The sequence below is a fragment of the Pseudomonas sp. MF09156 genome (genome assembly GCF_059862305.1).
Genome location: NZ_JCBCUR010000012.1, coordinates 95742 through 120687 on the forward strand (window position 1 = coordinate 95742; position 24946 = coordinate 120687).

General features: G+C 59.6%; 28 protein-coding genes and 1 tRNA gene. 18 read left to right on the top strand and 11 right to left on the bottom strand.

What is annotated here, in order from left to right:
- Nucleotides 1-121 precede the first annotated feature (121 nt).
- From AC19YY_RS22400 to AC19YY_RS22485, 18 genes are all read left to right on the top strand, one after another.
- Nucleotides 122-1846, top strand: coding sequence for a tetratricopeptide repeat protein (locus tag AC19YY_RS22400; RefSeq protein ID WP_170058583.1), 1725 nt, complete (start codon nucleotides 122-124; stop codon nucleotides 1844-1846).
- A gap of 4 nt (nucleotides 1847-1850) precedes the next feature.
- On the top strand, nucleotides 1851-2468 hold the full coding sequence (lolB, locus tag AC19YY_RS22405; RefSeq protein ID WP_070996768.1) for a lipoprotein insertase outer membrane protein LolB: 618 nt from the start codon (nucleotides 1851-1853) through the stop codon (nucleotides 2466-2468).
- 1 nt (nucleotide 2469) lies between these two features.
- On the top strand, nucleotides 2470-3318 hold the full coding sequence (gene ispE, locus AC19YY_RS22410) for a 4-(cytidine 5'-diphospho)-2-C-methyl-D-erythritol kinase (protein ID WP_170043038.1): 849 nt from the start codon (nucleotides 2470-2472) through the stop codon (nucleotides 3316-3318).
- Between the two features lie 36 nt (nucleotides 3319-3354).
- Nucleotides 3355-3429 (top strand) — tRNA-Gln (locus AC19YY_RS22415).
- 45 nt (nucleotides 3430-3474) lie between these two features.
- Complete coding sequence (locus AC19YY_RS22420) at nucleotides 3475-4416, top strand: ribose-phosphate pyrophosphokinase (RefSeq protein ID WP_003171603.1); 942 nt, start codon at nucleotides 3475-3477, stop codon at nucleotides 4414-4416.
- A 138-nt stretch (nucleotides 4417-4554) separates the two neighbouring features.
- A complete protein-coding gene (locus tag AC19YY_RS22425; protein ID WP_169954853.1) occupies nucleotides 4555-5154 on the top strand; it encodes a 50S ribosomal protein L25/general stress protein Ctc in 600 nt (199 codons plus the stop codon).
- A 168-nt stretch (nucleotides 5155-5322) separates the two neighbouring features.
- Nucleotides 5323-5907 carry an aminoacyl-tRNA hydrolase gene (gene pth / locus AC19YY_RS22430; protein WP_500604897.1) on the top strand — a complete coding sequence of 195 codons (585 nt, stop codon included), beginning with the start codon at nucleotides 5323-5325 and terminating at the stop codon, nucleotides 5905-5907.
- A 22-nt stretch (nucleotides 5908-5929) separates the two neighbouring features.
- Complete coding sequence (ychF, locus tag AC19YY_RS22435; RefSeq protein WP_099167955.1) at nucleotides 5930-7030, top strand: redox-regulated ATPase YchF; 1101 nt, start codon at nucleotides 5930-5932, stop codon at nucleotides 7028-7030.
- Nucleotides 7031-7455: 425 nt separating this feature from the next.
- Entirely contained in the window at nucleotides 7456-8379 is a 924-nt protein-coding gene (locus tag AC19YY_RS22440) for a sigma 54-interacting transcriptional regulator (RefSeq protein WP_170058584.1), read from the top strand.
- A 190-nt stretch (nucleotides 8380-8569) separates the two neighbouring features.
- A complete protein-coding gene (locus tag AC19YY_RS22445) occupies nucleotides 8570-8770 on the top strand; it encodes a type III secretion protein (protein ID WP_500604898.1) in 201 nt (66 codons plus the stop codon).
- A gap of 310 nt (nucleotides 8771-9080) precedes the next feature.
- Complete coding sequence (locus AC19YY_RS22450; RefSeq protein WP_169954851.1) at nucleotides 9081-9239, top strand: type III secretion system rspB; 159 nt, start codon at nucleotides 9081-9083, stop codon at nucleotides 9237-9239.
- A gap of 6 nt (nucleotides 9240-9245) precedes the next feature.
- Nucleotides 9246-10040, top strand: a complete 795-nt coding sequence (sctJ, locus tag AC19YY_RS22455) for a type III secretion system inner membrane ring lipoprotein SctJ (protein ID WP_500604899.1) — start codon at nucleotides 9246-9248, stop codon at nucleotides 10038-10040.
- Between the two features lie 34 nt (nucleotides 10041-10074).
- Nucleotides 10075-10590 carry a type III secretion protein gene (locus tag AC19YY_RS22460; RefSeq protein WP_432755043.1) on the top strand — a complete coding sequence of 172 codons (516 nt, stop codon included), beginning with the start codon at nucleotides 10075-10077 and terminating at the stop codon, nucleotides 10588-10590.
- Between the two features lie 5 nt (nucleotides 10591-10595).
- Entirely contained in the window at nucleotides 10596-11186 is a 591-nt protein-coding gene (gene sctL / locus AC19YY_RS22465; RefSeq protein WP_169954849.1) for a type III secretion system stator protein SctL, read from the top strand.
- A gap of 94 nt (nucleotides 11187-11280) precedes the next feature.
- Nucleotides 11281-11499 carry a hypothetical protein gene (locus tag AC19YY_RS22470; RefSeq protein WP_169954848.1) on the top strand — a complete coding sequence of 73 codons (219 nt, stop codon included), beginning with the start codon at nucleotides 11281-11283 and terminating at the stop codon, nucleotides 11497-11499.
- Between the two features lie 408 nt (nucleotides 11500-11907).
- Entirely contained in the window at nucleotides 11908-14049 is a 2142-nt protein-coding gene (sctC, locus tag AC19YY_RS22475) for a type III secretion system outer membrane ring subunit SctC (protein WP_169954847.1), read from the top strand.
- Nucleotides 14046-14249: an HrpT family type III secretion system protein gene (gene hrpT / locus AC19YY_RS22480; RefSeq protein ID WP_169954846.1), complete on the top strand. Its 204-nt coding sequence runs from the start codon at nucleotides 14046-14048 to the stop codon at nucleotides 14247-14249. Before sctC ends, hrpT begins: the two co-directional genes overlap by 4 nt.
- 5 nt (nucleotides 14250-14254) lie before the next feature.
- A complete protein-coding gene (locus tag AC19YY_RS22485; protein ID WP_500604900.1) occupies nucleotides 14255-14617 on the top strand; it encodes a transcriptional regulator in 363 nt (120 codons plus the stop codon).
- Here AC19YY_RS22485 and sctU read toward each other — a convergent pair.
- Genes sctU through sctW form a run of 11 tightly spaced genes read right to left on the bottom strand, consistent with a single transcriptional unit; the run spans nucleotide 14614 to nucleotide 24768 of the window.
- A complete protein-coding gene (sctU, locus tag AC19YY_RS22490) occupies nucleotides 14614-15711 on the bottom strand; it encodes a type III secretion system export apparatus subunit SctU (RefSeq protein WP_169954844.1) in 1098 nt (365 codons plus the stop codon). The two genes, AC19YY_RS22485 and sctU, sit on opposite strands and share 4 nt — an antisense overlap.
- A complete protein-coding gene (sctT, locus tag AC19YY_RS22495; protein WP_500604901.1) occupies nucleotides 15708-16496 on the bottom strand; it encodes a type III secretion system export apparatus subunit SctT in 789 nt (262 codons plus the stop codon). The genes sctU and sctT overlap by 4 nt, the downstream gene beginning before the upstream one ends.
- A 10-nt stretch (nucleotides 16497-16506) precedes the next feature.
- Nucleotides 16507-16770: a type III secretion system export apparatus subunit SctS gene (sctS, locus tag AC19YY_RS22500; protein WP_169954842.1), complete on the bottom strand. Its 264-nt coding sequence runs from the start codon at nucleotides 16768-16770 to the stop codon at nucleotides 16507-16509.
- A gap of 7 nt (nucleotides 16771-16777) precedes the next feature.
- Nucleotides 16778-17431, bottom strand: coding sequence for a type III secretion system export apparatus subunit SctR (gene sctR, locus AC19YY_RS22505; protein ID WP_169954841.1), 654 nt, complete (start codon nucleotides 17429-17431; stop codon nucleotides 16778-16780).
- On the bottom strand, nucleotides 17428-18450 hold the full coding sequence (locus AC19YY_RS22510) for a FliM/FliN family flagellar motor switch protein (protein ID WP_169954840.1): 1023 nt from the start codon (nucleotides 18448-18450) through the stop codon (nucleotides 17428-17430). Before AC19YY_RS22510 ends, sctR begins: the two co-directional genes overlap by 4 nt.
- Nucleotides 18447-18905 (bottom strand): type III secretion system HrpP C-terminal domain-containing protein, encoded by a 459-nt coding sequence (locus AC19YY_RS22515; RefSeq protein ID WP_500604902.1) that lies wholly within the window; start codon nucleotides 18903-18905, stop codon nucleotides 18447-18449. The genes AC19YY_RS22510 and AC19YY_RS22515 overlap by 4 nt, the downstream gene beginning before the upstream one ends.
- Nucleotides 18902-19327, bottom strand: a complete 426-nt coding sequence (gene sctO / locus AC19YY_RS22520) for a type III secretion system stalk subunit SctO (RefSeq protein WP_170058592.1) — start codon at nucleotides 19325-19327, stop codon at nucleotides 18902-18904. Before sctO ends, AC19YY_RS22515 begins: the two co-directional genes overlap by 4 nt.
- Nucleotides 19314-20672: a FliI/YscN family ATPase gene (locus tag AC19YY_RS22525; protein WP_169954837.1), complete on the bottom strand. Its 1359-nt coding sequence runs from the start codon at nucleotides 20670-20672 to the stop codon at nucleotides 19314-19316. Before AC19YY_RS22525 ends, sctO begins: the two co-directional genes overlap by 14 nt.
- Nucleotides 20669-21574, bottom strand: coding sequence for an FHA domain-containing protein (locus tag AC19YY_RS22530; RefSeq protein WP_500604903.1), 906 nt, complete (start codon nucleotides 21572-21574; stop codon nucleotides 20669-20671). The genes AC19YY_RS22525 and AC19YY_RS22530 overlap by 4 nt, the downstream gene beginning before the upstream one ends.
- Nucleotides 21575-21583: 9 nt before the next feature.
- Nucleotides 21584-23680 (bottom strand): type III secretion system export apparatus subunit SctV, encoded by a 2097-nt coding sequence (gene sctV / locus AC19YY_RS22535; protein WP_170058594.1) that lies wholly within the window; start codon nucleotides 23678-23680, stop codon nucleotides 21584-21586.
- Nucleotides 23677-24768 (bottom strand): type III secretion system gatekeeper subunit SctW, encoded by a 1092-nt coding sequence (sctW, locus tag AC19YY_RS22540; RefSeq protein WP_500604904.1) that lies wholly within the window; start codon nucleotides 24766-24768, stop codon nucleotides 23677-23679. Before sctW ends, sctV begins: the two co-directional genes overlap by 4 nt.
- Nucleotides 24769-24946 lie beyond the last annotated feature (178 nt).

Consider the following 24946-nt stretch of genomic DNA (forward strand, 5'->3'; position numbering starts at 1 on the left):
CCACCGTCGTCTATTGTCCTAATGCCTTGTGTCTATAAAGGCGCCAATTGAGACTCGGTTATGTTTGGCCGAGGGCTTGTGTCATGATGATCCGACCGCAGGTTAGTCGTCCTCTTCCTATATGAATAGATCTTCCGCGTTGCTCCTTGCCCTTGCCTTCCTCGGCGGCTGCCAGTCCATGGCCCCCGTATCGCCGCAGAATCCTGCGCCGGTGGAAGACAGCACCCCCGTCCCTGAAAAACCCAAGGTTTATTCCTCGTTCAGCGAAGAAACAGTGTTCAGCCTGCTGAGCGCGGAGCTGGCCGGCCAGCGCAATCGTTTCGACATTGCCCTGGATAACTACGTGACCCAGGCCATCAACACCCAGGACCCAGGGATCTCCGAGCGCGCGTTTCGCATCGCCGAATACCTGGGCGCAGACCAGGCCGCCCTGGATACCGCGCTGATCTGGGCGAAAAACGCCCCGGACGACCTGGAAGCCCAGCGCGCCGCGGCGATCCAGCTGGCACGTGCCGGGCGCTACGACGACTCCATGGTCTATATGGAGAAAGTCTTGCAGGGCAAGGGCGACACCCATTTCGACTTCCTCGCCCTGTCGGCCGCCGACACCGACCAGGACACCCGCGATGGCCTGATGAAGAGTTTCGACCGCCTGCTGCAAAAGCACCCAAGCAATGGCCAGTTGGTCTTTGGCAAGGCGCTGCTGCTGCAACAGGATGATGAACCGCAAGCGGCTCTCAAGCTGCTGGAGCAGAACCCGCCGGAAGAAGGTGAAATCGCCCCGCTGCTGCTGCGCGCACGCCTGCTGCAAAGCCTCAATCGCGGCAAGGAAGCCTTGCCGCTGCTGCAAAAAAGCATCAAGAAGTATCCGGACGACAAGCGCCTGCGCCTGACCTACGCACGCATGCTGGTGGAACAGGACCGCATGGAGGACGCCAAGGTAGAGTTCGCCAGCCTGGTCCAGCAATACCCGGACGATGACGAATTGCGTTACTCCCTGGCACTGGTCTGCCTGGAAGCCAAGGCCTGGGAAGAAGCCAAGGGCTACCTCGAAGACCTGATCGCGCGGGAAAGCCATGTCGATTCGGCCCACCTGAATCTGGGGCGCATCGCCGAGGAACGGGATGACCCGCAAGGCGCACTGATCGAATACGCCCAGGTCGGCCCCGGCAATGACTATCTGCCGGCACAACTGCGCCAGGCCGATATCCTGATGAATAACGGCCGCACCGACGAAGCCGAAAAACGCCTGGCCGCTGCCCGTGATGCCGAGCCGGACTACGCTATTCAGTTGTATCTGATCCAGGCCGAAACCTTGTCGGCCAACAATCAGGGGGAGCGCGCCTGGAAAATCCTCGCCCAGGCCCTGCTGCAATACCCCGACGACCTGAACCTGCTGTACACCCGCGCCATGCAGGCCGAAAAACGCAATGACCTGGCCCAGATGGAAAAAGACCTGCGCCTGATCATCAAGCGCGACCCGGACAATGCCATGGCACTGAACGCCCTGGGCTACACCTTGTCAGACCGTACGACGCGCTATGCCGAGGCCAAGGCCCTGATCGAACAGGCCCACCAGCTCAACCCGGAAGACCCGGCGGTGCTCGACAGCCTGGGCTGGGTGAATTACCGCCTGGGCAACCTCGACGAGGCCGAACGCCTGCTGCGTCAGGCCCTGGAGCGGTTCCCCGACCAGGAAGTCGCCGCGCACCTGGGCGAAGTGCTCTGGGCCAAAGGCAACCAGCGCGAAGCCCGACAAATCTGGGCCAAGTTCCTCAAGGAACAACCCGACAGCCCTATCCTGCGCAGCACCATCAAGCGCCTGACCGGATCCGAGACTCTTTAATTCTATGTTTTTGCGCCACGCCATCGTTTTCAGTTTTATCGCCTTGCTCGCCGGTTGTGCGGGCTTCGGTGCCCGTGAGTCCGTCGAAGGCCAGGGCAACCCGGCTCAATGGCGACAGCACAAGGATCAGCTCAGCAGCATTGATGGCTGGCAGATCGAGGGCAAGATCGGGGTTCGCGCACCGAAGGATTCGGGCAGCGGCACCTTGTTCTGGCTGCAACGCCAGGACTATTACGACATCCGCCTCTCCGGCCCCCTGGGCCGTGGCGCTGCACGCCTGACCGGTCGACCGGGGCAGGTGAGCCTCGAGGTGGCCAACCAGGGCCGCTATGAAGCGCCGTCACCGGAGGCCTTGCTCGAAGAGCAGGTCGGCTGGAAGCTGCCAGTCTCGCACCTGGTCTGGTGGGTTCGCGGGCTGCCCGCACCTGACAGCAAGAGCCGCCTGAGCCTCAATGGCGACAGTCGCCTGGCCACCCTGGAACAGGATGGCTGGCAGGTTGAATACTTGAGCTACGTAGAACAAAGCGGCTACTGGCTGCCCGAACGTATCAAGCTGCACGGCTCCAACCTTGATGTCACGCTGGTGATCAAGGACTGGCAACCACGCAAACTGGGGCAGTGACATGACTGAACGCCTGACGCTGCCGTCCCCGGCCAAGCTCAATTTGATGCTGCACATCCTCGGTCGTCGTGAAGACGGCTACCACGAGTTGCAGACGCTGTTTCAATTTCTCGACTACGGCGACGAGATGACCTTCGCCGTGCGCGACGATGGCGTGATTCAACTGCACACCGAATTTGCCGATGTACCCCACGACAGCAATCTGATCGTGAAGGCCGCAAAAAAACTTCAGCAGCAATCCGGTTGTACGCTGGGCATCGATATCTGGATCGATAAAATCCTGCCCATGGGCGGCGGCATCGGCGGCGGCAGCTCGAATGCCGCGACCACCCTGCTCGGTCTCAATCACTTATGGCAACTGGGTTGGGACGAAGATCGCCTGGCCGCACTGGGCCTGACCCTGGGCGCCGACGTCCCGGTTTTTGTGCGTGGACACGCCGCATTTGCTGAGGGTGTCGGGGAAAAACTCACACCCGTAGACCCCGAAGAGCCGTGGTATGTCGTGCTTGTTCCGCAAGTATCTGTAAGTACAGCAGAAATTTTTTCAGATCCGTTGTTGACACGTAACTCTTCTCCCATTAAAGTGCGCCCCGTTCCCAAGGGAAACAGTCGAAATGACTGCTTACCGGTGGTAGCAAGGCGTTATCCAGATGTACGTAACGCTTTGAATTTGTTAGGTAAATTTACCGAAGCAAAACTCACCGGAACTGGAAGTTGTGTGTTTGGGGGCTTCCCAAACAAAGCTGAAGCTGATAAAGTCTCGGCCCTTCTTACAGAGACCCTTACAGGGTTTGTAGCAAAGGGAAGCAACGTTTCGATGTTGCATCGCAAGTTGCAAAGTCTGCTCTAAAGGAACCGAGTACTGGGTACTCGTTGCAACAGATACAGGGGCGTCGCCAAGCGGTAAGGCAGCAGGTTTTGATCCTGCCATGCGTTGGTTCGAATCCAGCCGCCCCTGCCATTTTCTATACTCATCCAGGTTACCCTCAGCCTCTAGGTACTGCGCGTGTCCAAGATGATGGTCTTTACGGGGAATGCCAACCCCGATCTGGCTCGGCGTGTTGTACGTCAGCTGCATATCCCTCTCGGTGACATCTCTGTCGGTAAATTTTCCGACGGCGAGATTACAGCCGAGATCAATGAAAATGTCCGCGGTAAAGATGTTTTCATTATTCAGCCGACTTGCGCTCCGACCAACGATAACCTGATGGAACTCGTCGTGATGGCTGATGCCTTCCGCCGCTCCTCAGCGACTCGAATCACAGCTGTAATCCCTTACTTTGGTTATGCCCGTCAGGATCGCCGTCCGCGTTCTGCACGTGTGGCTATCAGCGCGAAAGTCGTCGCTGACATGCTGACCGTGGTAGGTATCGACCGTGTTCTCACGGTTGACCTGCACGCTGACCAAATCCAGGGGTTCTTCGATATTCCGGTAGATAACATCTACGGCTCCCCCGTCCTGGTGGATGACATCGAAGACCAGCGCTTTGAAAACCTGATGATCGTGTCCCCGGACATTGGTGGCGTCGTGCGTGCACGGGCTGTTGCCAAATCCCTGGGCGTGGACCTCGGGATCATCGACAAACGCCGTGAGAAAGCCAATCACTCTGAAGTGATGCATATCATCGGTGATGTCGAAGGGCGTACCTGTATTCTGGTCGATGACATGGTCGATACCGCCGGCACCCTGTGCCACGCGGCAAAAGCCTTGAAAGAGCACGGTGCGGCTAAAGTCTTCGCCTACTGCACACACCCTGTGCTGTCGGGCCGAGCGATCGAGAACATCGAGAACTCCGTGCTGGACGAACTGGTGGTGACCAACACCATCCCGTTGTCCGCAGCTGCTCAAGCCTGTGCGCGTATCCGTCAACTGGATATCGCCCCGGTTGTTGCTGAGGCGGTTCGCCGTATCAGCAATGAAGAATCGATCAGCGCGATGTTCCGCTAAGGGTCAAACCTTGGCAGCATCAACCTGACGAAAAGCGCCCCGCCCCAGCACTCTGCTGGGGCGGGGCTTTTTTGCCCATATCGCCTTTAGCGCTGGTCGCAAACGCTGGGGCGAATGTGGTTATTTTGGAGATACAACATGAACGATTTTACTTTGAATGCTGAAGTGCGTTCCGACCTGGGGAAAGGTGCGAGCCGCCGCCTGCGTCGTCTCGCAAGCCTGGTTCCAGCTGTAGTCTACGGTGGCGAAAAAGCCCCTGAATCCATCAGCATGCTGGCTAAAGAAATTGCCAAACTGCTCGAAAACGATGCGGCCTACAGCCACATCATCGAGCTGAACGTAGGTGGCAAAAAGCAGAACGTCATCATCAAGGCCCTGCAACGTCACCCAGCTAAAGGCCACGTGCTGCACGCTGACTTCGTACGCGTTGTAGCCGGTCAGAAACTGACCGCTATCGTACCTGTGCACTTCGTTGGCGAAGCTGCTCCGATCAAGAAAGGCGGCGAAATCTCGCACGTTGTAGCCGAGATCGAAGTGACCTGCCTGCCGAAAGACCTGCCTGAGTTCATCGAAGTCGACCTGTCGGCTGCTGAAATCGGCGACATCATCCACCTGTCCGACCTCAAGGCGCCTAAAGGCGTTGAGTTCGTCGCACTGGCTCACGGTGATGACAAAGCTGTTGCAAACGTTCACGCTCCGCGCGTTGCACCAGAAGCTGAAGAAGGCGCTGCAGAGTAATTCACTCTGTAATGCCGGAGCTTGAGGAAACATCGCGGACCGAAACGTAGCGAGAAAGCGGGCGATAACGCGGCGTTTACTCTTGAGTAAATGATCTCTTGTTGTCCACTTTCGCCGCCCGTTGGTTGCGGCGATGTTATCCACAACTCCAAAGGAAGGGCCCCTGTCGTGACTGCCATTAAACTGATCGTTGGCCTGGGAAATCCAGGCGCCGAATACGAACAGACCCGGCATAACGCGGGGGCCCTTTTTGTTGAGCGGATCGCCCACGCCCAAGGTGTAAACCTTGTGGCCGATCGCAAATATTTTGGCCTGACCGGACGCTTCTCGCATCAGGGGCAGGATGTTCGTCTACTGATTCCCACCACCTACATGAACCGCAGCGGCCAGGCTGTCGCGGCGCTTGCGGGCTTCTTCCGGATCAAACCCGAGGAAATCCTGGTGGCCCATGACGAACTGGACCTGCCACCCGGCGTTGCCAGGCTCAAGCAAGGCGGCGGCCACGGCGGTCATAATGGCCTGCGCGACATCATCGCGCAGTTGGGCAATCAGAATACGTTCTACCGCCTGCGGCTCGGCATTGGCCACCCAGGCGTTGCCAGTATGGTTTCAAATTTCGTCCTGGGTCGTGCGCCACGCGCCGAACAGGAAAAACTCGATGCCAGCATCGATTTTGCCCTCGGCGTGCTGCCGGATATCTTCGCCGGTGAATGGAACCGTGCGATGAAAAACCTGCACAGCCAGAAGGCCTGACTCTTATCCGAGGGGAAACACCATGGGATTCAATTGCGGCATCGTCGGCCTACCTAACGTCGGCAAGTCCACCCTGTTCAACGCCCTGACCAAGTCCGGTATTGCGGCGGAGAACTTCCCCTTCTGCACCATCGAACCCAACACCGGTATCGTGCCAATGCCCGATCCGCGCCTGGAGGCCCTGGCGGCCATCGTCAATCCCAAGCGCATCCTGCCGACCACCATGGAGTTCGTCGACATCGCAGGCCTGGTGGCTGGCGCGTCGAAAGGTGAGGGCCTGGGCAACAAGTTCCTCGCCAACATCCGTGAAACCGATGCCATCGCCCACGTGGTCCGCTGCTTTGAAGACGAGAACGTGATCCACGTCTCCAACAGCGTCGACCCAAAACGCGATATCGAGATCATCGACCTGGAACTGATCTTCGCCGACCTCGACAGCTGCGAAAAGCAACTGCAAAAGGTCACGCGCAACGCCAAGGGCGGCGACAAGGACGCAGTGGTCCAGAAGGCCCTGCTTGAGCAGCTGATCGCACACTTCACCCTGGGCAAGCCTGCACGCAGCCTGATGAAGAGCATGAGCACCGACGAAAAGGCCGTGATCAAAGGCTTCCACCTGCTGACCACCAAGCCTGTGATGTACATCGCCAACGTGGCTGAAGACGGTTTTGAAAACAACCCGCTGCTCGACGTGGTCATGGCCATTGCCGAAGAAGAAGGCGCGATGGTTGTACCGGTGTGCAACAAGATCGAAGCGGAAATCGCCGAGCTGGAAGACGGCGAAGAGAAAGACATGTTCCTCGAGGCCCTGGGCCTGGAAGAGCCTGGCCTGAACCGCGTGATCCGTGCGGGCTACGAAATGCTGCACCTGCAGACCTACTTCACTGCCGGTGTCGAAGAAGTGCGTGCCTGGACCGTCAAGGTTGGCGCCACCGCGCCACAGGCTGCGGGTGTGATCCACACCGACTTCGAAAAAGGCTTTATCCGCGCCGAAGTGATCGCCTACAACGACTTCATCCAGTTCAAGGGCGAAGCCGGGGCCAAGGAAGCCGGCAAATGGCGCCTGGAAGGCAAGGAATACATCGTCAAGGATGGCGATGTGATGCACTTCCGCTTCAACGTATAACGCTTCACCGGCGGCCTATGCCCCCACAAAAAAAGCCGATGCCCAGCATCGGCTTTTTTTATGGCCGCACCAATAACGACGCCGATCTCCAACAGTTCAAGCGGCCCATGAAACATCAAGCAATCGTTAAATATTTTTAATAAAGACATCTAAAAAACAGGACGCAACCACTTCAAGCATGAGATTTGCTTAATCAATAACATTCATAAATCATTTAAGACTTCTCCTACCAACAGCTACAAATAACCTTCCTACAAAAACTTGAATATTTCCCAAGAACAACGCCCTAAACACTTAAAGCACAACAGCGGCGCATTCCAACATCCTTTCGCGATGACAACCTGGATATTTTGCGGTCTACTGGTCAATATCATTCGCTAATTCAAACAATAGTGAAGCGACAACTCTATTGGAGCAATAGCAATATGTCGGCCTCCTATCAGAACGAAGTTGAAACAGATACGCCATTCAACGAATACCCAGACATCGAAACAACTATCATAAATACCGCCCCGCTCAACATTGACATGCTGCTGCTGGGGGAAACGGGGACGGGTAAGGACACCTTGGCGCAACGTGTTCATTGCTTATCGGGGCGGCGGGGGAATTTCGTCGCACTCAACTGTGCGGCAATACCGGAGAGCCTTGCCGAAAGCCAACTGTTCGGTGTCAACAGCGGGGCCTACACAGGGGCCATGCAGTCACGTGCAGGTTCTGTCGAGGCCGCGCACCTGGGGACCTTGTATCTTGACGAAATAGACAGCATGCCGCTGAGCCTGCAGGCCAAATTGCTGCGGGTGTTGGAGTCGCGGGGGGTTGAGCGCCTGGGCTCAACCCGATTTATTCCAGTGGATATGCGCGTGATCGCCTCCGCGCAGCAATCCTTGCATGAGATGGTCGAGCAAGGAGCGTTCAGGCGCGATCTGTACTTTCGCCTGAACGTGGTCAACATCAACCTGCCGCCCCTGCGCGAGCAACGAGATCGCATCATCCCCTTGTTCCTGAAAATGATCCGGCAGGAGGCCGAGTATTTCAAATGCCCTGTGCCGGCCCCCCCCAGCCACCTGTTAACACAATTACTGTGTCACCCCTGGCGGGGGAATGTCCGCGAGCTGCGTTCGACGGCCAAGCGTTTCGTCCTGGGGTTAGCCCCCCTTTGCGTCCCCGAGGCAGCGCGCGCAGACATGAACATGCCTCTCAAGGAGCGGCTACAGCAGATAGAAAAATCATTGATTGAAGCCTCACTGAACCGCCACGCCCACAACGTCGACGTGGTGGCCATCGAACTAGGCGTTGCCAAGCGCACACTTTATTACCGGATGAAACAACTGGAAATATCACTGACCTGAGTACCTTGCACAACTCACCCGCACGGCGCTGAAAAAGTTACACCTTTTGAAATACACCCTCCAGAAACACGTGGAACGCATACATCTTCTGCGCCACATAAATCATGGAACAGCGAAACTGGATGTGACACACCACCTCTCAGGATCGCCCTATTCCAGTGAGATCAACGTTAAGTACGGAGTAAAAAATATGAGTATCGGTTCTATTGGCTCTTCCGGATCTAACCCTTACGGCAGCGGCGCTGGTGGTATGAGTGTAGAACAGGCCGACGCGGGCCTTGAAGCCGCAGAAGCAAAAAAGAGGGCAGATGGTGTGAAAAACGCTTGGAAAACTGCGGAGAACCAAAATACCGCAGGTATAAAAACAGCCGCTGACGCACTCCGTTTGTAATCAGTCCGGCAGCCCTCTGGCCTTCCTGGTGCTTGATAGCGGGAAGGCCACTTAAAGTCTGCGCTACACCTCCCCTCCTGAGTACTTACGTAATAGGCGCCATATGTTTATAGGAAGAGTAAGTTCTTTTGAAGAGAATAATCTTGCTGGCGCCGCAAGCGCACAAGACTCATCTGTCTCTAGTACCGACGTGAACTTTTTTGCCTCAATCATGGCACCGTCAATGCCGGCAAATTCGACGACAACTTATACGACGCCACAAAGTATGCTTTCCGAGGCATCAGGCAAACTATCCTCCGTAACCCAACGCATGACCAAAAGTCTGCGTGCCCTGAGTGGCGACGATAAGTTTGACGAAGCGCGCAAATACCCGGACCAACTGTCCGATACGCTATTGCTCACGCATTTACTCGTCAAGAGTGTCGGTAAAACCGCACAATGCGTGGATAAAATCTGCAATCTTCAGTAGATAAACATGACTCGCACCCTGCGTATTGCATTAGTTCTAGCGCTTTCATTTATGCTCAATGCCTGTAGTGAACGTGTCGAACTTCACCGTCAACTCTCTGAGCAGGAAGCCAACGAGGTCCTCGCGGAGTTGGCAGACAAACATATACGCGCCAGCAAAGTTCCCGCCAAAGACGGTGTTGTCGTGATGGTCAACGCATCCGACATCGGGCGCGCCGTACGTACCCTGGATGCAGTGGGATTGCCCAAGGCCGCCCGCGCCACCATGGGCGAAACGTTCCGCAAGGAAGGGGTCATCTCGACCCCGCTTGAGGAACGGGCGCGCTATATCTATGCCTTGTCCCAGGAGCTGGAAACAACGCTGTCGAACATCGACGGAGTCATCGTCGCCCGGGTGCACGTGGTGTTGCCCGAGCGAGTCGCACCGGGTGAACCGGTGCAACCCGCCTCCGCATCGGTGTTCATCAAACACGATCCCCGGCTCGACCCCGACAACATCCAGGCCCGTGTGCGCCGGCTGGTTGCCAGCAGTATCCCTGGCATGACCAACACTGCCGAAAACCCGCAAAAATTGACCGTGGTATTCGTCCCGGCAACGGCCTACATGGAGCAGCAACGCCTGGCCTATTTCGGTCCATTCCTGGTTCCCGGGGACGACATTGGATTTTGGCGGGCCAGTGTCACATTCACCCTGATCGTTTTGGTGCTGCTGATTCTCGCTGTAACGTTCTGGCGGATCCGAGGCCAGCGCGTACTGCCGCCGCCATCCCCTAACGCCCCGGCCCACGCGCCCGATGAGTAACCTGGCTTGGGTCCAGTGGTGGGCAACCCCCTGGATGTATTCGCGTGAAGATTGGAGAGCGGCTGATGAACACCCTGCGCTGAATGGGCTGTATCGCAGTCGGCATTCATGGGTAGGCAAGATATACGGCATCGCCCCCTGCCTGCCTCCTCCGCCCCAGCCCACCCTGCTTCAATTGGCGCTCGCCTCGCCGGACCAACTGGACCTGGTGCTGGCATTGGTCGACAGCACGTGTCGCCCGAGCCACGCCAGCCTATTGAATGAAAGCCTCCTCCAGTGGTGCAACCGACTCTCCAAGGCGTTGCCTGCAGATATGTTGTTGCCCGATGACGACCCCCTGCAATTACTACGAACCTGGGTCAGCCCGCCAACCTGGCAGAGAATCAGATTGAGGTTTTCTCGCAGGCGCGTCTTGGAGCTGGAGAAAAACGCCCTTTCGCTGGGCGACTCGTACAGTCGCCTCGATACCCTTTGGCACGCCGTAGTCTGGCGGATTGCAACGATCAACAGCGACGGTAAAGCGCCTTACGCCAAGGACCATGGAGACTGAAAACGATGTTTTGCCGACACAAAATCGACTTGCCCAAAGGTGCCGCTGCCACTCCCGAAACCCTGATCCCCCGCGAAACGCTGGCGGGTTATGCCCAGGCCAACACTGTGTTGGAACACGCCAAGGCCCAGGCCAGGAAATTGCTGAAGTTGGCAGAAAAGCAGCGTGAAAAGCTCCTGGAACAGGCCGGCCTTGAGATCTGGCAACGTGCCGATGCGCAGTTCAAACGCTGGGAAGTCGAGCGCCAGGCGATGTACGACAACCTTGAGCGCTATGCCTCGTCTATCGCCAACCAGGCTATTGATCTGCTGCTCGAAGAAACGCCCCCAGCACAACGCATGGCGGCCCTGATCAAGCAATTGATGGCAAGCCAGGTTCCGCTGGTCAAGGCGGCTTTGCTATGCCATCCACAGGAACTGGAAGCCGCCAGGCACTTCCTGGCCGGCCACAACAATACGCTCTGGGCGTTGCGTGCTGACGATACGGTCAAACCTCAAACACTGCTGCTACAGACCGAAGAGGGAGACTTCTGTATCGGCTGGGCCGCCATGCGCGATAGTTTCCAGGAACAAAGCGACAAGTTCTTGGGCAGCTGATTTTAAACACGCATATGTATCCAAAATAAATGGCTACATCTGGAACCAATTCGAAATACAAACCACAGAGAGGAAACACAAAAGGAGCGAAGCCATGAACTACTACGAAGGTTATAGAGCACGACTTGTACAGGATGCGAAGCTCACTAGAAACGATGTCCGCGACTTGATGGAAGACAACTCTGGATCTGAGGAAGATATGGCTTTGTTCTACGAACTGCTGAGGAAGAATCGCAAATCCGAATACGTTTACACCGAGCATATTAGAGCCAGGCATATGCTGCTCAAGTCTGGCCTGGACAGCGGGCAGTAAATTGAAGGAGCTACTTTGTAACTGGTTGAACAGCCGTACTGAAGAACTAATACTGTTTGAGGATGACGACGAAATAATCCTCAGCCGCGGTTCTGACACCCTGTTACTGCGCGTCCAACTGACCTCAAGCCGGCCTGACAAATCACACCTCCACACCTGGATGCGCCTGGGCAATGCAAGCCTGAGTCACTTTCAGGGAGCGCTCGCCCAGGCGCCTGCAACGGGTGTGCTCTGGCTCGTCCAGTGTCTACCGCACAGCGCCGGCGAAAAGCATCTATTGGACAGTCTCGAAGCCCTGCTCAACCAGCGCGATACCTGGCGCGCAATGATTACGCGCCTCACAAAACCAACCCCAAGGTTCCAGCCCACGTCACTCCGATCGCTGCCGCACTAATCAGGGAACGCTCCATGTATAACAAAAACCACAAGCGCACTTGCTTGCGCGCCGTCTCGCCTGCATCCCCCCAAAAAAGCCGCCGTTGGTGCTGCCTGCTGGTGCTGCCCTGGTTGCTGGCGCCCTTGCAGAGCCCCCTCGCCGCTATCCCCGCCGAATGGAAAAACACCGCATACGCCTATGAAGCCGAACATAAGCCGGTGCGCGATGTACTGGAGGATTTCGCCCAGACCTTTGGCACGCAATTGCAGATCGACGGCCTGCTGGAGGGCAACGTCAATGGCAAGATACGCGCCAACACCCCGCAGTCGATGCTCGATAGGCTGGGGGTAGAACACCGCTTCCAGTGGTACATGTACAACAACACGCTGTACATCAGCACCCTGGACCAGCAAGAGTCCGCGCGCCTGGAGGTGTCCGCCGAGACCGTGGCTGACTTGAAGCAGGCATTGACCGATATTGGCCTGCTCGATAGCCGTTTTGGCTGGGGCGAACTGCCCGACGATGGCGTGGTGCTGGTCTCAGGCCCCAAGCGCTATATCGAGCAGATCAAGAACTTCAGCAGCCAGCGTAAATCTCCCGACGAAAAACAGAGCGTGCTGACGTTCCCGCTCAAGTTCGCCAACGCGGCGGACCGCCCGATTGATTACCGTGGCGAAAAGCTGGTCATCCCGGGGGTTGCCAGCATGTTGCGCGGGTTATTGGAGCCTCGCGATGCCTCGGCACTGTCGTCAATGAACCCGCGCCCCACCTCGTCATCGCAGCCTTCGCCCATAACCCCGATCCTGCCCCGCCTGGGCAACCCGATGCTGGACCAGATGCTCGGCTCGCAAGCGTCCCTGGGGCAGACGGGGCCAAGCATGGCGCTCACATCCCGGGCACCGCCTGCCCGAGGCAAGATCCGTGTCGAGGCCGATGTGCGTAACAACGCGGTATTGATCTATGACCTGCCAGAGCGCCAGGCAATGTACCGCGAACTGATCGCTCAACTCGATGTGGCACGCAAGCTGGTGGAGATAGACGCCATCATCCTTGATATCGAGCGCACGCAACTGCGCGAGTTCGGGGTCAACTGGGGCTTTCAGAACAGTCGCTTTCGCGCCGGTGTGAACATGGCGCCCGGCACCTCCGCGCAAATATCGATCGAGAACCGTGACCGCTTCTACGCCGACATCCGGGCCCTGGAGGCCAAGGGACTGGCGACCATGGTGTCCAACCCGTCAGTGTTGACCCTGGAAAACCAGCCGGCGGTGATTGACTTCAATCGCACCCAGTACCTGACCGCCGGCGTCGAAAACGCAACCATCTTGCCCATCACCGTGGGCACCAGTTTCCAGGTGGTGCCGCGGGTCATCACCTCGCGCGGCAGCCACCAGGTCTATCTGGCGGTGGATATCGAGGACGGCAACTTCGACGAGTCCAACCCTGAGCGCATCGGCCCCGATGTGCGCCGGGGCAAGGTCAGCACCCAGGCGGTGATGGCGGAAAAACGCTCGCTGGTGGTCGGCGGGTTCCATGTCACCGAAAGCGCCGACCAGAAAAACAAAGTGCCGGTACTGGGGGATATTCCCTTGCTGGGCAAGGCGCTGTTTTCTTCAACCCAGCGCAAAAACAACCGGCGTGAACGCCTGTTTATCCTGACCCCACGGGTAATCGGCGACCAGGCCGACCCGTCACGCTACTTGCCCCAGGACGACCAGGTGGAACTGCAAGCAGCCCTCAAGCCGCTGGCCAGGCGCTATGCCGGGCACCCGCCGGTGATCAAGCGCAGCGAGATCACCAGCGCCCTCGCCCACCTCGTCACCGGCCAGGTACCCGATGCGTTCAAGGCCGCGCCCATGCCCCTGGGCCTGAACACCTTGTGCAACCCTCGCGAGTTGCTGGCGCTCAATACCGAACGCAGCCAGTGGTACGCCGGCCCGCAGTTCAACGTGGCGGTGGTGGTGATGCGCAACCAGTTCAAACGCAACGTGCGCATCGATGAAAACGAATGCAGCAACGCCCAGACCCTGGCCGTCAGCGTCTGGCCACGGGCCTGGCTCAAGCCGGGCGAAGAGGCTGAGGTGTTCATCGCCATGCGCCCGGTGGTCAAGGATGAACACATCGGTATCTCCCGCCCGTCCCTGCTCACCCCAACACGGAAGACTGCGCCATGAAACAACCACTCGCCGGCATCACCCTCTTCGCACTGGCTCTGTTGATGGGCGGTTGTACACCAACGTGCAAAGGTGACTCCTGTTCACGGCCACAATCGAGCGCCGGCAAGCTGGTGGTCTGGTGGCCGCCGCAGATGCGGGTCGAACCCGGCCCCTCGGGCGAAAGGGCCGATTACCAGACGATCTCGCTGGAGCAATGACAAGCATGGGATTGCCCGACGAGGGTGCGCGTCGCCAGGTACTCCTGGACAACCTGGTAAGCGGCAATGCCGCCTACCAGTCGCTGTGTCCGGGCATTGGCCTATGCCGTCTGAATGCCGGGCGCCAAGCTGGCCTGGCCTTGCAGATTGCACCTGAGGCGTTGCAGCCTGGCCAGTTGGACCAGGTGCTGAAGCGGCGCTTTGCCCACGCGATCGGGTTCGATGGCTGCTTTATCTATCTCGATGGCAAAGGCAGCCTGGTGATCTGGCATGCATGGTCGCCAAAAGGCCATTCGGCCGATGACATCGTCAGCCGCCTGCTCTCCCTGGCCAGGCTCGAGGCCCTGGATGTGCACCGCGCGCCCTAGCGGCGCGCCAACTCCGGCAGCTCCAGGGTCTGGCGCTTGGCCTCATCATCCAGCTCACGCAAGGTGCGATAGATCAACGCCACCGCCTGCAAGGTCTCCCGCGGGATCGGCGCGCCCAGCTTGCGTTCATACAGCATGCGCGCCAACCACACACACTGGATCACCGGCACATCAGCAGCCTTGGCCCGGCCAATCAGTTTGCGGGCCTGGGCATCCGTGCCCTTGTCGACCAACATGGGCAGCGGCGTCTTGCCAGGCCTGTAGTACAGCGCCACGGCATAGTGCGTCGGGTTGACCACCAGCATGTCGGACTCTTCAAGCTTGGGCAGCTTGACCTTGGGTTCTTCCTGGGCGAGTTGATAGGCCAGGGAGCGGCGCTGGCCCTTGACGTGAGGATCGCCCTCCATGTCTTTGTACTCCTTGACCACCTCCACCTGGGTCATACGCATGCGCTTGGCAAAGAAGTACTTCTGCATGGCCAGGTCGACCAGCGCGAGCACCAGCAGCAGCCCGAGGCAGGCGTGCAGCAAATGGCGGAACAAGGTAATCAGCGCCACGATGTAGCTTTGCAGGTCGCTGGTGGCGAGGTTGATCAGCACCCCCAAGGACGGGGTGATCACCACATACAGAATCAACGAGAGCAGCAATGCCTTGGCGAGCCCCATCAACAGGTTGATCACTGACTGGGCAGAAAACATCTGCTTGACCTGATTGAGCGGGTTGAGGCGATTGAAGTCCGGCTTCAAGCTCTCCGGAGCGAACAAAAAACCGAACTGCAGCCAACTGCTCATCAGCTTCACGGCAATCGCTACCCCACACATCAACAGGCCGAACGAAAAAAACACCACCAGGCCGTCCATCAACACCTCTTCCAGGGCGCGAACAAACGGTTGGCCAATGCGCGAAAACGGCAGCGCCATCAACTGCTGGAAGCGCTGCAGGCTGGTTTGGGCAGTAAACAGGGCGATCTCGCTGATCGCGGTAAGCACCAATAACTTGGCCACGTCCTGGCTCTGTGCGACCTGGCCTTTCTTGCGTTGGTCCTTGAGTTTCTTGGGGGTCGCCGCGTGTTTTTTCTCGCCTGAGTCACTCATGACCCCACGCCCCCAATCATCACGCCCAGGGAGTGCTTGAGGTCGAGCAAAAGGCCCATGCGCCCGGCGATCAAATCTTCCAACAGGGGAAAGTACAGCAGTAAAAAGGCCAGGCCTGCCAGGCTCTTGGCCGGCATGGCCAGGGTCGACACCTGCAACTGCGGGCTGTAGAGCCCCAGCAGGGCAAAGCCGAATTCCAGCAGCAACAGCACCGCGATGAACGGCGCGGCGTAGAGCATCATGTGCACGAAGGTATCGCCGAGCAGGCCCAGGAACACGCTGAAGCCATTGACTGCGGGCAGTGGCACCCAGGCCGTGGGTGGCCAGATCAGATAGCTGTCCCAAATCACCTGCGTCAACGCCCCCAGCCCGAGGGTGGTGATCAACAGAAAAATCGCCAACTGCTTGAACAGATGCCCGACCGACGTGGCATCCGGCCCCAGCGAGGGGTTGAGTTGCCCGCCCGCCAAGGCGCCTCGCTGGTTATCGAGCAACGCGCCGACCGACTCGACCATCCAGAACGGCATGAACAGCAACACCCCCAGCAACAGGCCCAGGGCCGCTTCCTTGAGCACCAGCCCGGCAAGCAGCAGCGCCGAGTAATCCTTGCCCATCAACGCGGCATGGATGCCGGGCGTGGGGAACAAGGCCAGCACCATCACAATCGTATGCCGGGTCATGCCGCGCACATGCTGGAAACAAAACGCCGGCACCAGGAACATGCACGGGTAGATGCGGGCCATGCTGATCAGCAGGCTGGGCAAAAATTCCAGATAAAGGAGCAAAGGCTGTTCCTCAGTTCAGTGCCGAGCGGGCAATCATGTCGAAGGTCATATTGATCAGTTGAATCAACTCCACGCCGATCCAGCGCCCGGTCAATATCAGGGTTATGCCGACGGCAACCAGCTTGACCCCAAAGGGCAAGGTCTGGTCCTGCACCTGCATCAGGGCCTGCACCAGGGACGTCATCACCCCGACAATCACCGCGACGATCAGCGGCGGCGCCGAGAGCACCACCACCAGCAGCATGCCCTGCTTGAACAGCACGATCGGTTCCATAGATCACTCACAGATAAGAAAGGAACAGGCTGTCGAGCAGCCGCGACCACCCGGAAACCAGCACGAACAGGAGCAATTTCAGAGGCAGGGAAATGGTCATCGGCGAGACCATCTGCATGCCCAGGGCCAGCAGCAGGTTGGAGACAATCAGGTCGATGACGATGAACGGGATGTAGATCAAGAAGCCGATCTCGAACCCGGCCTGCAATTGCGAGATCACATAGGCCGGGATCAGCAACATGAGATCGTCACGGTGGGCGTTTTGCGCCATTTCCGGGGGCCACATGCGGGCGGTGTTTTCCACCAGGTGGGTCAGGATGTCGGGGTCGGTGTTGCGGGTCATGAACAGGCGCAGCGGCTCGATGGCCACCAGCCCCGTCTCCTGGAGCCGTTGCACACTGCTCAGGTCTACCGGGGCGTCCTTGACGTTCTGGACGATCGCATAGCCCACCGGCGCCATGATGAACAACGTTGCCGCCAGCGCGATGCCGTTGAGCGCCATGCTCGGGGGCACTTGCTGCACGCCGATGGCGTTACGGGTGATCATCAGCACAATGATGATTTTCAGAAAGGACGTGCACACGATCAACAGCATCGGCATCAAGGCCAATGCCCCGATGAACAGCGCCAGGATAAGGGGTTCAACCCCCTGCAGCGTCATCGCGCGAAAATCACACGGGACAACTGCAAGCCCAGGCGTCCATCCATCTCGACCAACTGGCCCTGGCCAATCGGCCGGTCGCCGTAGTACAGGCCAGCCATGCCGGGGGCGTAGCCGGCGATACTCAATACCGCGCCGGGGGCCAGGTTGCGCAGCTCGCCAAGGGTCAGGTTCAGGGTGCCACAGCGTACATTCAGGGCCATGCTCAACTCGTCGAAAGGCTCATGGCCAAAGACATCCACCACCGGTTCATCAAGATCATTGTCTTCATACTCCGAGTAGTGTTGTGCTGAAAGATCCTCGTCCACGGACGTTTCCTCGATAGATGTAAGTGTCAGGCACACAGGCCCGGATTCATCGTCAATGCACCCGCGCAAGCGATGCTTGCCAGCGCGCACCTGGCCATTGCCCCGCACATCAAAAAAGGCTTGTTCGAGCATCAGCACGTCGCCGGCCCGCAGGCTGCGCACCTGCGTCACGGGCAGTAGCAAGCGCCCCAGCGTCACGGCAATCGCCAACTGAAACGAGGGCGGTAATGGCAAGGCCGTCGGCTGCCAGCGCCCGGTCTCACACAGCGCCAGCAAGCTCTCGGGGGCCAGCAACAGATACCCCACCACCCTGGAGGGCCCCAGCGTCACCGTGAGCCGGCAACCGAAGTTCAGTTTTCCAGGGGCCGTGCGCAGCCGCAGGTAACCGAACAGCGCTCGCACTTGAGGGCTCAAGTGATGCTGGAATAACTCCCAGAACCAGGAGTCCGGATCATTGCCGGCCTCTGCCAGCGTCACCGGGCACTCCCCCAGCAGGCTGAACATTGGCCCTGGCTCGCTGAAGGCCAATAGCCCACAGGCACTTTCGAAGTACAGTGCGGCAGCACTCCTGGGCGCACGCCCAGGCTCGAGCAGCAGCTCTCCGTGCTGGCCTGTCACCTGGAACGGCATGCGCAGGCCTCGCCCCAGTCGCAGGCGTGCCGCAACCGTGGCGCTCTTGACCTGCGGCAGCGCTAAAGCAGGCATGATCATGCCGCGCCCACATTGACCAGATGCAAATCGACGGGCTGGCCCAGCACCTCGGCCAGGCGCTCCTGGCAGCCCTGCCGCACGCCGGTCAGCCAGCGCGCGGCAAGTTCCTGCTCTGCCGCCAGCTCGATGCTCCAGCCCCCCTGTTCACGGCGCACGCTGGCGTTGATCCGCCCCAGGCGCGGCAGGTAAAGCACCGCGTGCAGAGGCCATTGCGCGCTCCCGTGAATCCGGGGAGTCAATTGCGCCGTCATCGCCTCGATCATCAAGGCATCGGCTGACACTCCGGCTGCCGATGCCGAGGTGCCGTAACCTGCACCCTCCGCATCACCGCCCAGCAGTTGGGCAAACAACAGTCCTTGCTCCCAATGCACCACACCCGACAGCGCAGGCTCCTGTTCCGCGCGTGGCTCACGGGGGCGCGGTCGTTCAGGCTTGCTTGCTGGAACTTGCGTCATAGCTCTTCCTGTACCTCTTCCTCGGTCAATAAAACGGACAACTCCTGGAGCTTCTCAACCTCGCGCAGGCATTGGGTGACCTGCTTTTGCGCAGTGGCGACGTGAACCACCTGTTCCTCGCGCCGGCCCTGTAGTGCCTGCAACTGCCCTTCTTCGCGCTGGGTTCCGGCAGCCAATGAGCGCTCCTGGGTACTCCAGGCCTTGAGTTGCTGCAGTGAGAGCACCTGCCCTTGATGCTGATTCAACAACTGCGCGGACTTCTGGATTTCCTCCAGGCGGGTTTGCTCAAGTGCGTCTTGCGCCTGCTGGATTTGCGCCAGCAAGGCTTGCTGGTGCCGCTTGGCCTCACGCAGCGCCCGCTCGGCACGGTCGGCCCGATGCCTGCGCAGGCGCCGCAACGTGTCGATTTCAGAAAGGGACATGGGTCGTCAGGCTCATCAATTGATCGAGGGTCATCGACATCGATGCCGGTTCGCGCAAGTCCTGGCGCAGGAAGCCATCCACCGCCTGGCGACTGTCCACGGCCAGGTCAGTCAGGGCATCGTTGCCGGGCTGGTACTCCCCCAGCTTGAGCATCAACTCGATCTGCTGGTACGCCGACAACAAGCGGCGCAGTGCCGTCCCGGCCTGGATATGCACGGGCTCGGCGACGTTGCTCAAAATCCGTGACAGGCTGGCCAGCACATCCACCGCCGGATAGTGGCCGCGCTCGGCCAATTTGCGTGACAAGACGATATGGCCATCGAGCAGCGAGCGCACTTCATCGGCCACCGGATCGCTCATGGAGTCCTGCTCGATCAGCACGGTATAGATCGCCGTGATCACCCCCTCGCGGGTCAGCCCGGCACGCTCCACCAGGCGCGGCAGCAAGCTGTACACCGACGGCGGCAGGCCGCCACGCCCCAGCGGCTCACCGGCAGCCAGGCCGATTTCACGTTGGGCCCGGGCAAAACGGGTCAGGGAGTCGATCAGCAACAGCACCCGCTTGCCCTTGCGTCGATAACCTTCGGCCAATGCAGTGGCGGTGAAGGCGGCCCGGGCGCGTTCCATGCTCGAGCGGTCGGACGTCGCACACACCAACACCGCCTTGGCCCGCAGCTGGTCATCGAGTTCGTGATCGAGGAACTCGCGCAGCTCGCGGCCACGCTCGCCAATCAGGCCAAACACAATCACATCACAGTCAACGTTGCGCGCGATCTCTGCGAGCAAGGTGGTCTTGCCACAACCGGCGCCCGCAAACAGGCCGACGCGCTGGCCTTCGCCCAGGGTCAGCAGGCCATCGATCGAACGGACCCCGGTGGACAACGCCCGATGAATCCGCGGCCGCTCGGTGGGCAACGGCGCCTCGCACAACACCAGGCTGGTGTCTTCGGCCTGCGCCTCGACAAATGCGCTGGCGCCCTGCCCCGTGATCGGGCGCCCAAAGCCGTCCAGTACCTGGCCCAACAGCTGATCGCTGACACGCACCCGATGGGAGACGCCCAACTGCTCGACACTGGCGCCCACCCGCACGCCTTCAAGATTGCCCAAGGCGCTGAGCACCGCATCCTGCTGATCGAAGCCAATGATCTCGGCCAGCATGTAGTCGCCCGTGGCCTTTTCCACCTGGCACAAATCGCCGATACGCGCATGAGGCAAGCGGCATTGCAGCAACATGCCATTGACCCGCTGGATCCGCCCACGCACCGAGACCGGTGCGAAATTGGCCAGTGCCTGTGATCGGTCCTGCTGCCAGGCGGCCAGGCGTGCCTGCAATTCGGCACTCACCAGCGCACCTCATAGCGCTGTACGCCGTCGAACACCACTTTGCTGTTGTCGATCAGCACCAGGCGCAAGCCATCTACTTCATCCCCGACAAACAGGCGGCTGCCTTCATCCAGGACCACATGGCCATTGGGCCCGCCGACGATCTGCAGAATCTTGAACGGGAACACCGAGCTGCGCTCCTTGACCCGGCTGATCACCGGTACAGGCGTCTCGAACTGCTCGCCAAAACGACTGAGCATGCGTGATACCACCCCCACATCCTCCTGGGAAACATCACCGTCGAGCGCCACCTGGCCATTCACCACCTGTAGGCTGACGCGCTGGCTCAACTCCCGCTCGACGAGCATTTTCAGCAGTTGCTGACGGACTTCGTAGGGTGAGTCCAGCGCGCTTTTCTGGTTCTGTACCGGCATCAACGATGCCTGGGCCTCGTGCTCTCCCGTTGTAGCCAGACCCACCGCCATGATGATGGCTGCGACCACCACCGCCAGGCTGATCAACCGCTTTTGCTGCGAGCCGGAGATCGACGACAACGTCAGCCCCGCAGCCGCCTCCTTGACCGGCCTGGCGGGTGACGGAACAGGCGCGGCAGCCGGAGCTTGCGGCCACGGCTGATCAGCCAGGGTCACACACAGTCGAATATTGCCAATCGAAAACGGCACATCCAGTGCCAGGTCGGCAATCTGTGCCAGGAGCCGACCGTCATTGGCGCGCACCAGTCCCTCCTGGGCCTGTACCGACCAGCACTGCTCGATATAGCGCAGCACCACATGGCGCTCGGCAATCCCCTCGTCATATAGCGAAAGGTCAGCCTCCGGATGGGCACCAATACTCCATTGCCCGCCAAACAGCGGCAACGCCGCCCCCTGGCGCGAACCATCCAGCACTCGTAGCTCAAACATCGCCAGGCCTCATGCCACTTCCTCTCGAAACAGATTCTCCTGGGCCAGATCAAAACGCCCCAGCACCTTGACCTTGGACGATGCACTCAACTCAGCAAACGACAGCACCGGCACATGGTTGAACTCCTCCAGCAACAAGGTGCGCAAGGGGCTGCGCAGATCCTGCGCAACCAGCAGCACGCTTTTGCTCTTGGGGCGCACGGAGAAGGCCTGCTTGAGCAAGCTGACCAGCGCCGCACTGCTTTCGTTATCCAAAGAAAAGAACACCCCGGTCTGGGTCTGGCGCAGGGCGTCGCGCAACACGTTTTCGGTGTGCGGTGACAACAGCCAGGCATGCAGGCCATCGGTTTCGCTGTACTGGTGCAGGATCTGCGACTTGAGGGCAATACGCGCATAGTCGGCCAGGGCATCCGGCTCACGTTCATGCTGGCCGTGCTCGATCAACGCCTCGACAATCAGGCGCACCGCCCGTAACGGTACGCCCTCGCCGGCCAGGCGCTGCAACACCGACGAAAAACGCGACAACGGCATGATCCGCTGCAGCTCCTGCACCAATTCCGGCTGGTTGAACTCCAGCCAACTGAGAATCGCCTTGCTCTCCTGGATGCCGAGAAACTGCGGGCCGCTGAGCAGCATCGCTCGCGTCATGCGCTCCTGGAGCAGGCTGTAGGCCGTCGAGCGCGCCAGATGCTCGTCCGCCAGCAGCGGGTCATCGGGGGCAAACCACATCCAATCCTGTTCGTCGCGCTCCGCCAGGCCCCTGCTGCCACTTGCGGGCTCGCCCGCAAATGCCGCCATTTCCACGCCCACCCAATGTCCCAGCGTGGCCTTCAATATCGGCACTTCATGCACGCAGAAACGAAACTCATCGTCGGCCAATGCCGGGGCGAACTCGACTTCAAACGGCGGTAGGGTCAAGCCAATCTGGGTCACCAGGCTATTGCGGCTCTGGCGCACCCCGTGGATCACATCCGATACCAACGGGCTCTCCTGCAAGGCCAGCGGAAACTGCAACAGGTACGGCCGCGACGGGTCAAAGCCGCGCAGATCCTCCACCCCGTTCTGCTCTGGGGGGACGGTATCGGTGGCCGGTTCCTGCGACTGTTCCTCACGCTGGCGGCGGCGCATCAGGAAATAGCCGAGGCTGCCGGTCATCAACGAAATCAGGATGAACACCACCGTGGGCATCCCCGGCAGCGTGGCGAAGGCGAGCATGCCCACCGAGGCAATCATCCAACTCTTGGGCTCGCTGGTCATTTGCCGGGCAATCTCGGCGCCCATGTTGTTGCTGCCTTTATTGCGCCCGGAAGGCGCTACACGGGTGATGATCATGCCGGCGGTCAACGAGATCAGCAGGGCCGGAATCTGCGCGATCAGACCGTCACCGATGGTCAGTACCGAGTACAAAGCCATGGATTCGCCGGCACTCATACCATGCTGGAACATGCCGGTGGCGAAACCGCCCAGCAAGTTGATCACGACAATGATCAGCCCCGCGATGGCGTCGCCCTTGACGAACTTCATGGCCCCGTCCATGGCCCCGAACAACTGGCTTTCGCGTGACAGTTGCTCACGTTTGTCCCGGGCCTGGTTGCCGTCGATCAGGCCGGCGCGCAGGTCGCTGTCGATGGACATTTGCTTGCCGGGCATCGCGTCCAGGCTGAAACGCGCCGCCACTTCCGCAACCCGCTCCGAACCCTTGGTGATCACCAGGAAGTTAACCAGGGTCAGGATCATGAAGATCACCAGGCCCACCGCGAGGTTGCCGCCCACCACAAAGTTGCCGAACGCCTCGACAATGTCGCCGGCGTCCTGCTCCAGCAGGATCAGGCGCGTGGTGGCAATCGACAGCGCCAGGCGAAACATCGTGGTCAGCAGCAGGATCGACGGGAACGATGAAAACGCCAGCGGCCCCGGCAGGTACAGCGCCAGCACGATCAACAGGCAAGAAATACAGATATTGAGGGCGATCAGGATATCCACCAGCCAGGTGGGCAGCGGCACGATAAAGATAAACACAATGGCCATGACCACCACCGCGCCCAGCACCTCGGCGCGTTGTGCAACCTTCAACAGCACGCCGTTGATGGCCCGCAAAGCACTCATGCCTTCAATTCCGGCCACGTGTGGGTATGCCGCGTGCCTCGCTCCTGGGTGGCGTACTCCAGCAGGACCTGCTTGTAGCTGTTCAGTGCCTCCTCGCGCCGTCTTGCATCACACCACCAGGCCAGCGGCAAGGCCTTGAGCTCCGGGAAAAAGGTGCTCAGCGACTGTAATTGGTGAGCCCACTGATCGCCCCCCAGGTCCCGGGCCAGGTGCTTGATTTCGTGGGGCGCAAGACCGCTGGCCGCATACCCCAGCAAGCGCTGCAACAGGCCCACCGCGTCCAGGGGCAGTTCGGGGTACAACAGAAGGAACTTGCCGATCAGATCCTTGCAGCGGGCGAGCACACCACTCAGGCGGCGGCAGTCATTCAAGCCCAGCAACAGGGTGCGCAACTGGCCCCGGTCTACCGAAGAGGTCTGCGCGGCAATATCGTCGGCCAGGGCGCGGCGGATCAGCTTGAGCCCGGACTCAAAGTCCCCGCCCCCGAACAGCCCCAGCAGCGACTGCATAATGGTCGCCAGCGATTGGGTCGTGACCACGCTGGTGTAATACAGGCTGCGCACCGCCTGGCGCAGCTGCGGGTCATCACTGCCGGCCTGCAATGCCAGTGCGGTGTTCAGGCCCGCCTGGATCTGTGGTTTGTAGTGGGCCTCAAGGTCAACCAGCGAACTGCGCGCCAGGCTCGCCTCGGCGGTACGCCCCTCGGCGTCCGCCTGCAGCGCCACGTGCTTGAGCACCACATACGCGCGCGCCGGGTCGTTGCCCGTGATATCCATCAACTTGCCGACCTTGGCGCCGACCAGCAGTTGCACCCTGACGTTACGGGCAACGGTCGCCATTGTCGTCTGCGCCGGGTGCCCCAGTTGATCATAGAGCTGCGTCAACTGCTCGGCCGCTGGGGCCCGCAGGCCCAGTTGGCGCTGGCCCAGCGCCCGGCCATTGAATTCGACCTCCTGGGTGAACAGCACACTCAGATCGTCAGCAACCGGAGCGTTTATCGGAACCGGCAGCCCACCCTCAATCCGTGCCGGGGCCGGTTGATTCAGGGGCGCGGGGGTTTGCACTTCAAGATTGGGATCGACTTTCATGGGAGTGCCAGCACAAGAGATTCGTATCCTTGTGTGGCTGGGACAGCCCATACGGTTCCATCCTCATCCGCTTTGCATCAGCAATGAAAATACCCGCACAAACCCACGGCGGCTTGCGCAAGCTCTTGCATGAAAAACACCTAAAACAAGATATTTCGCTATATATATCAATTAGATA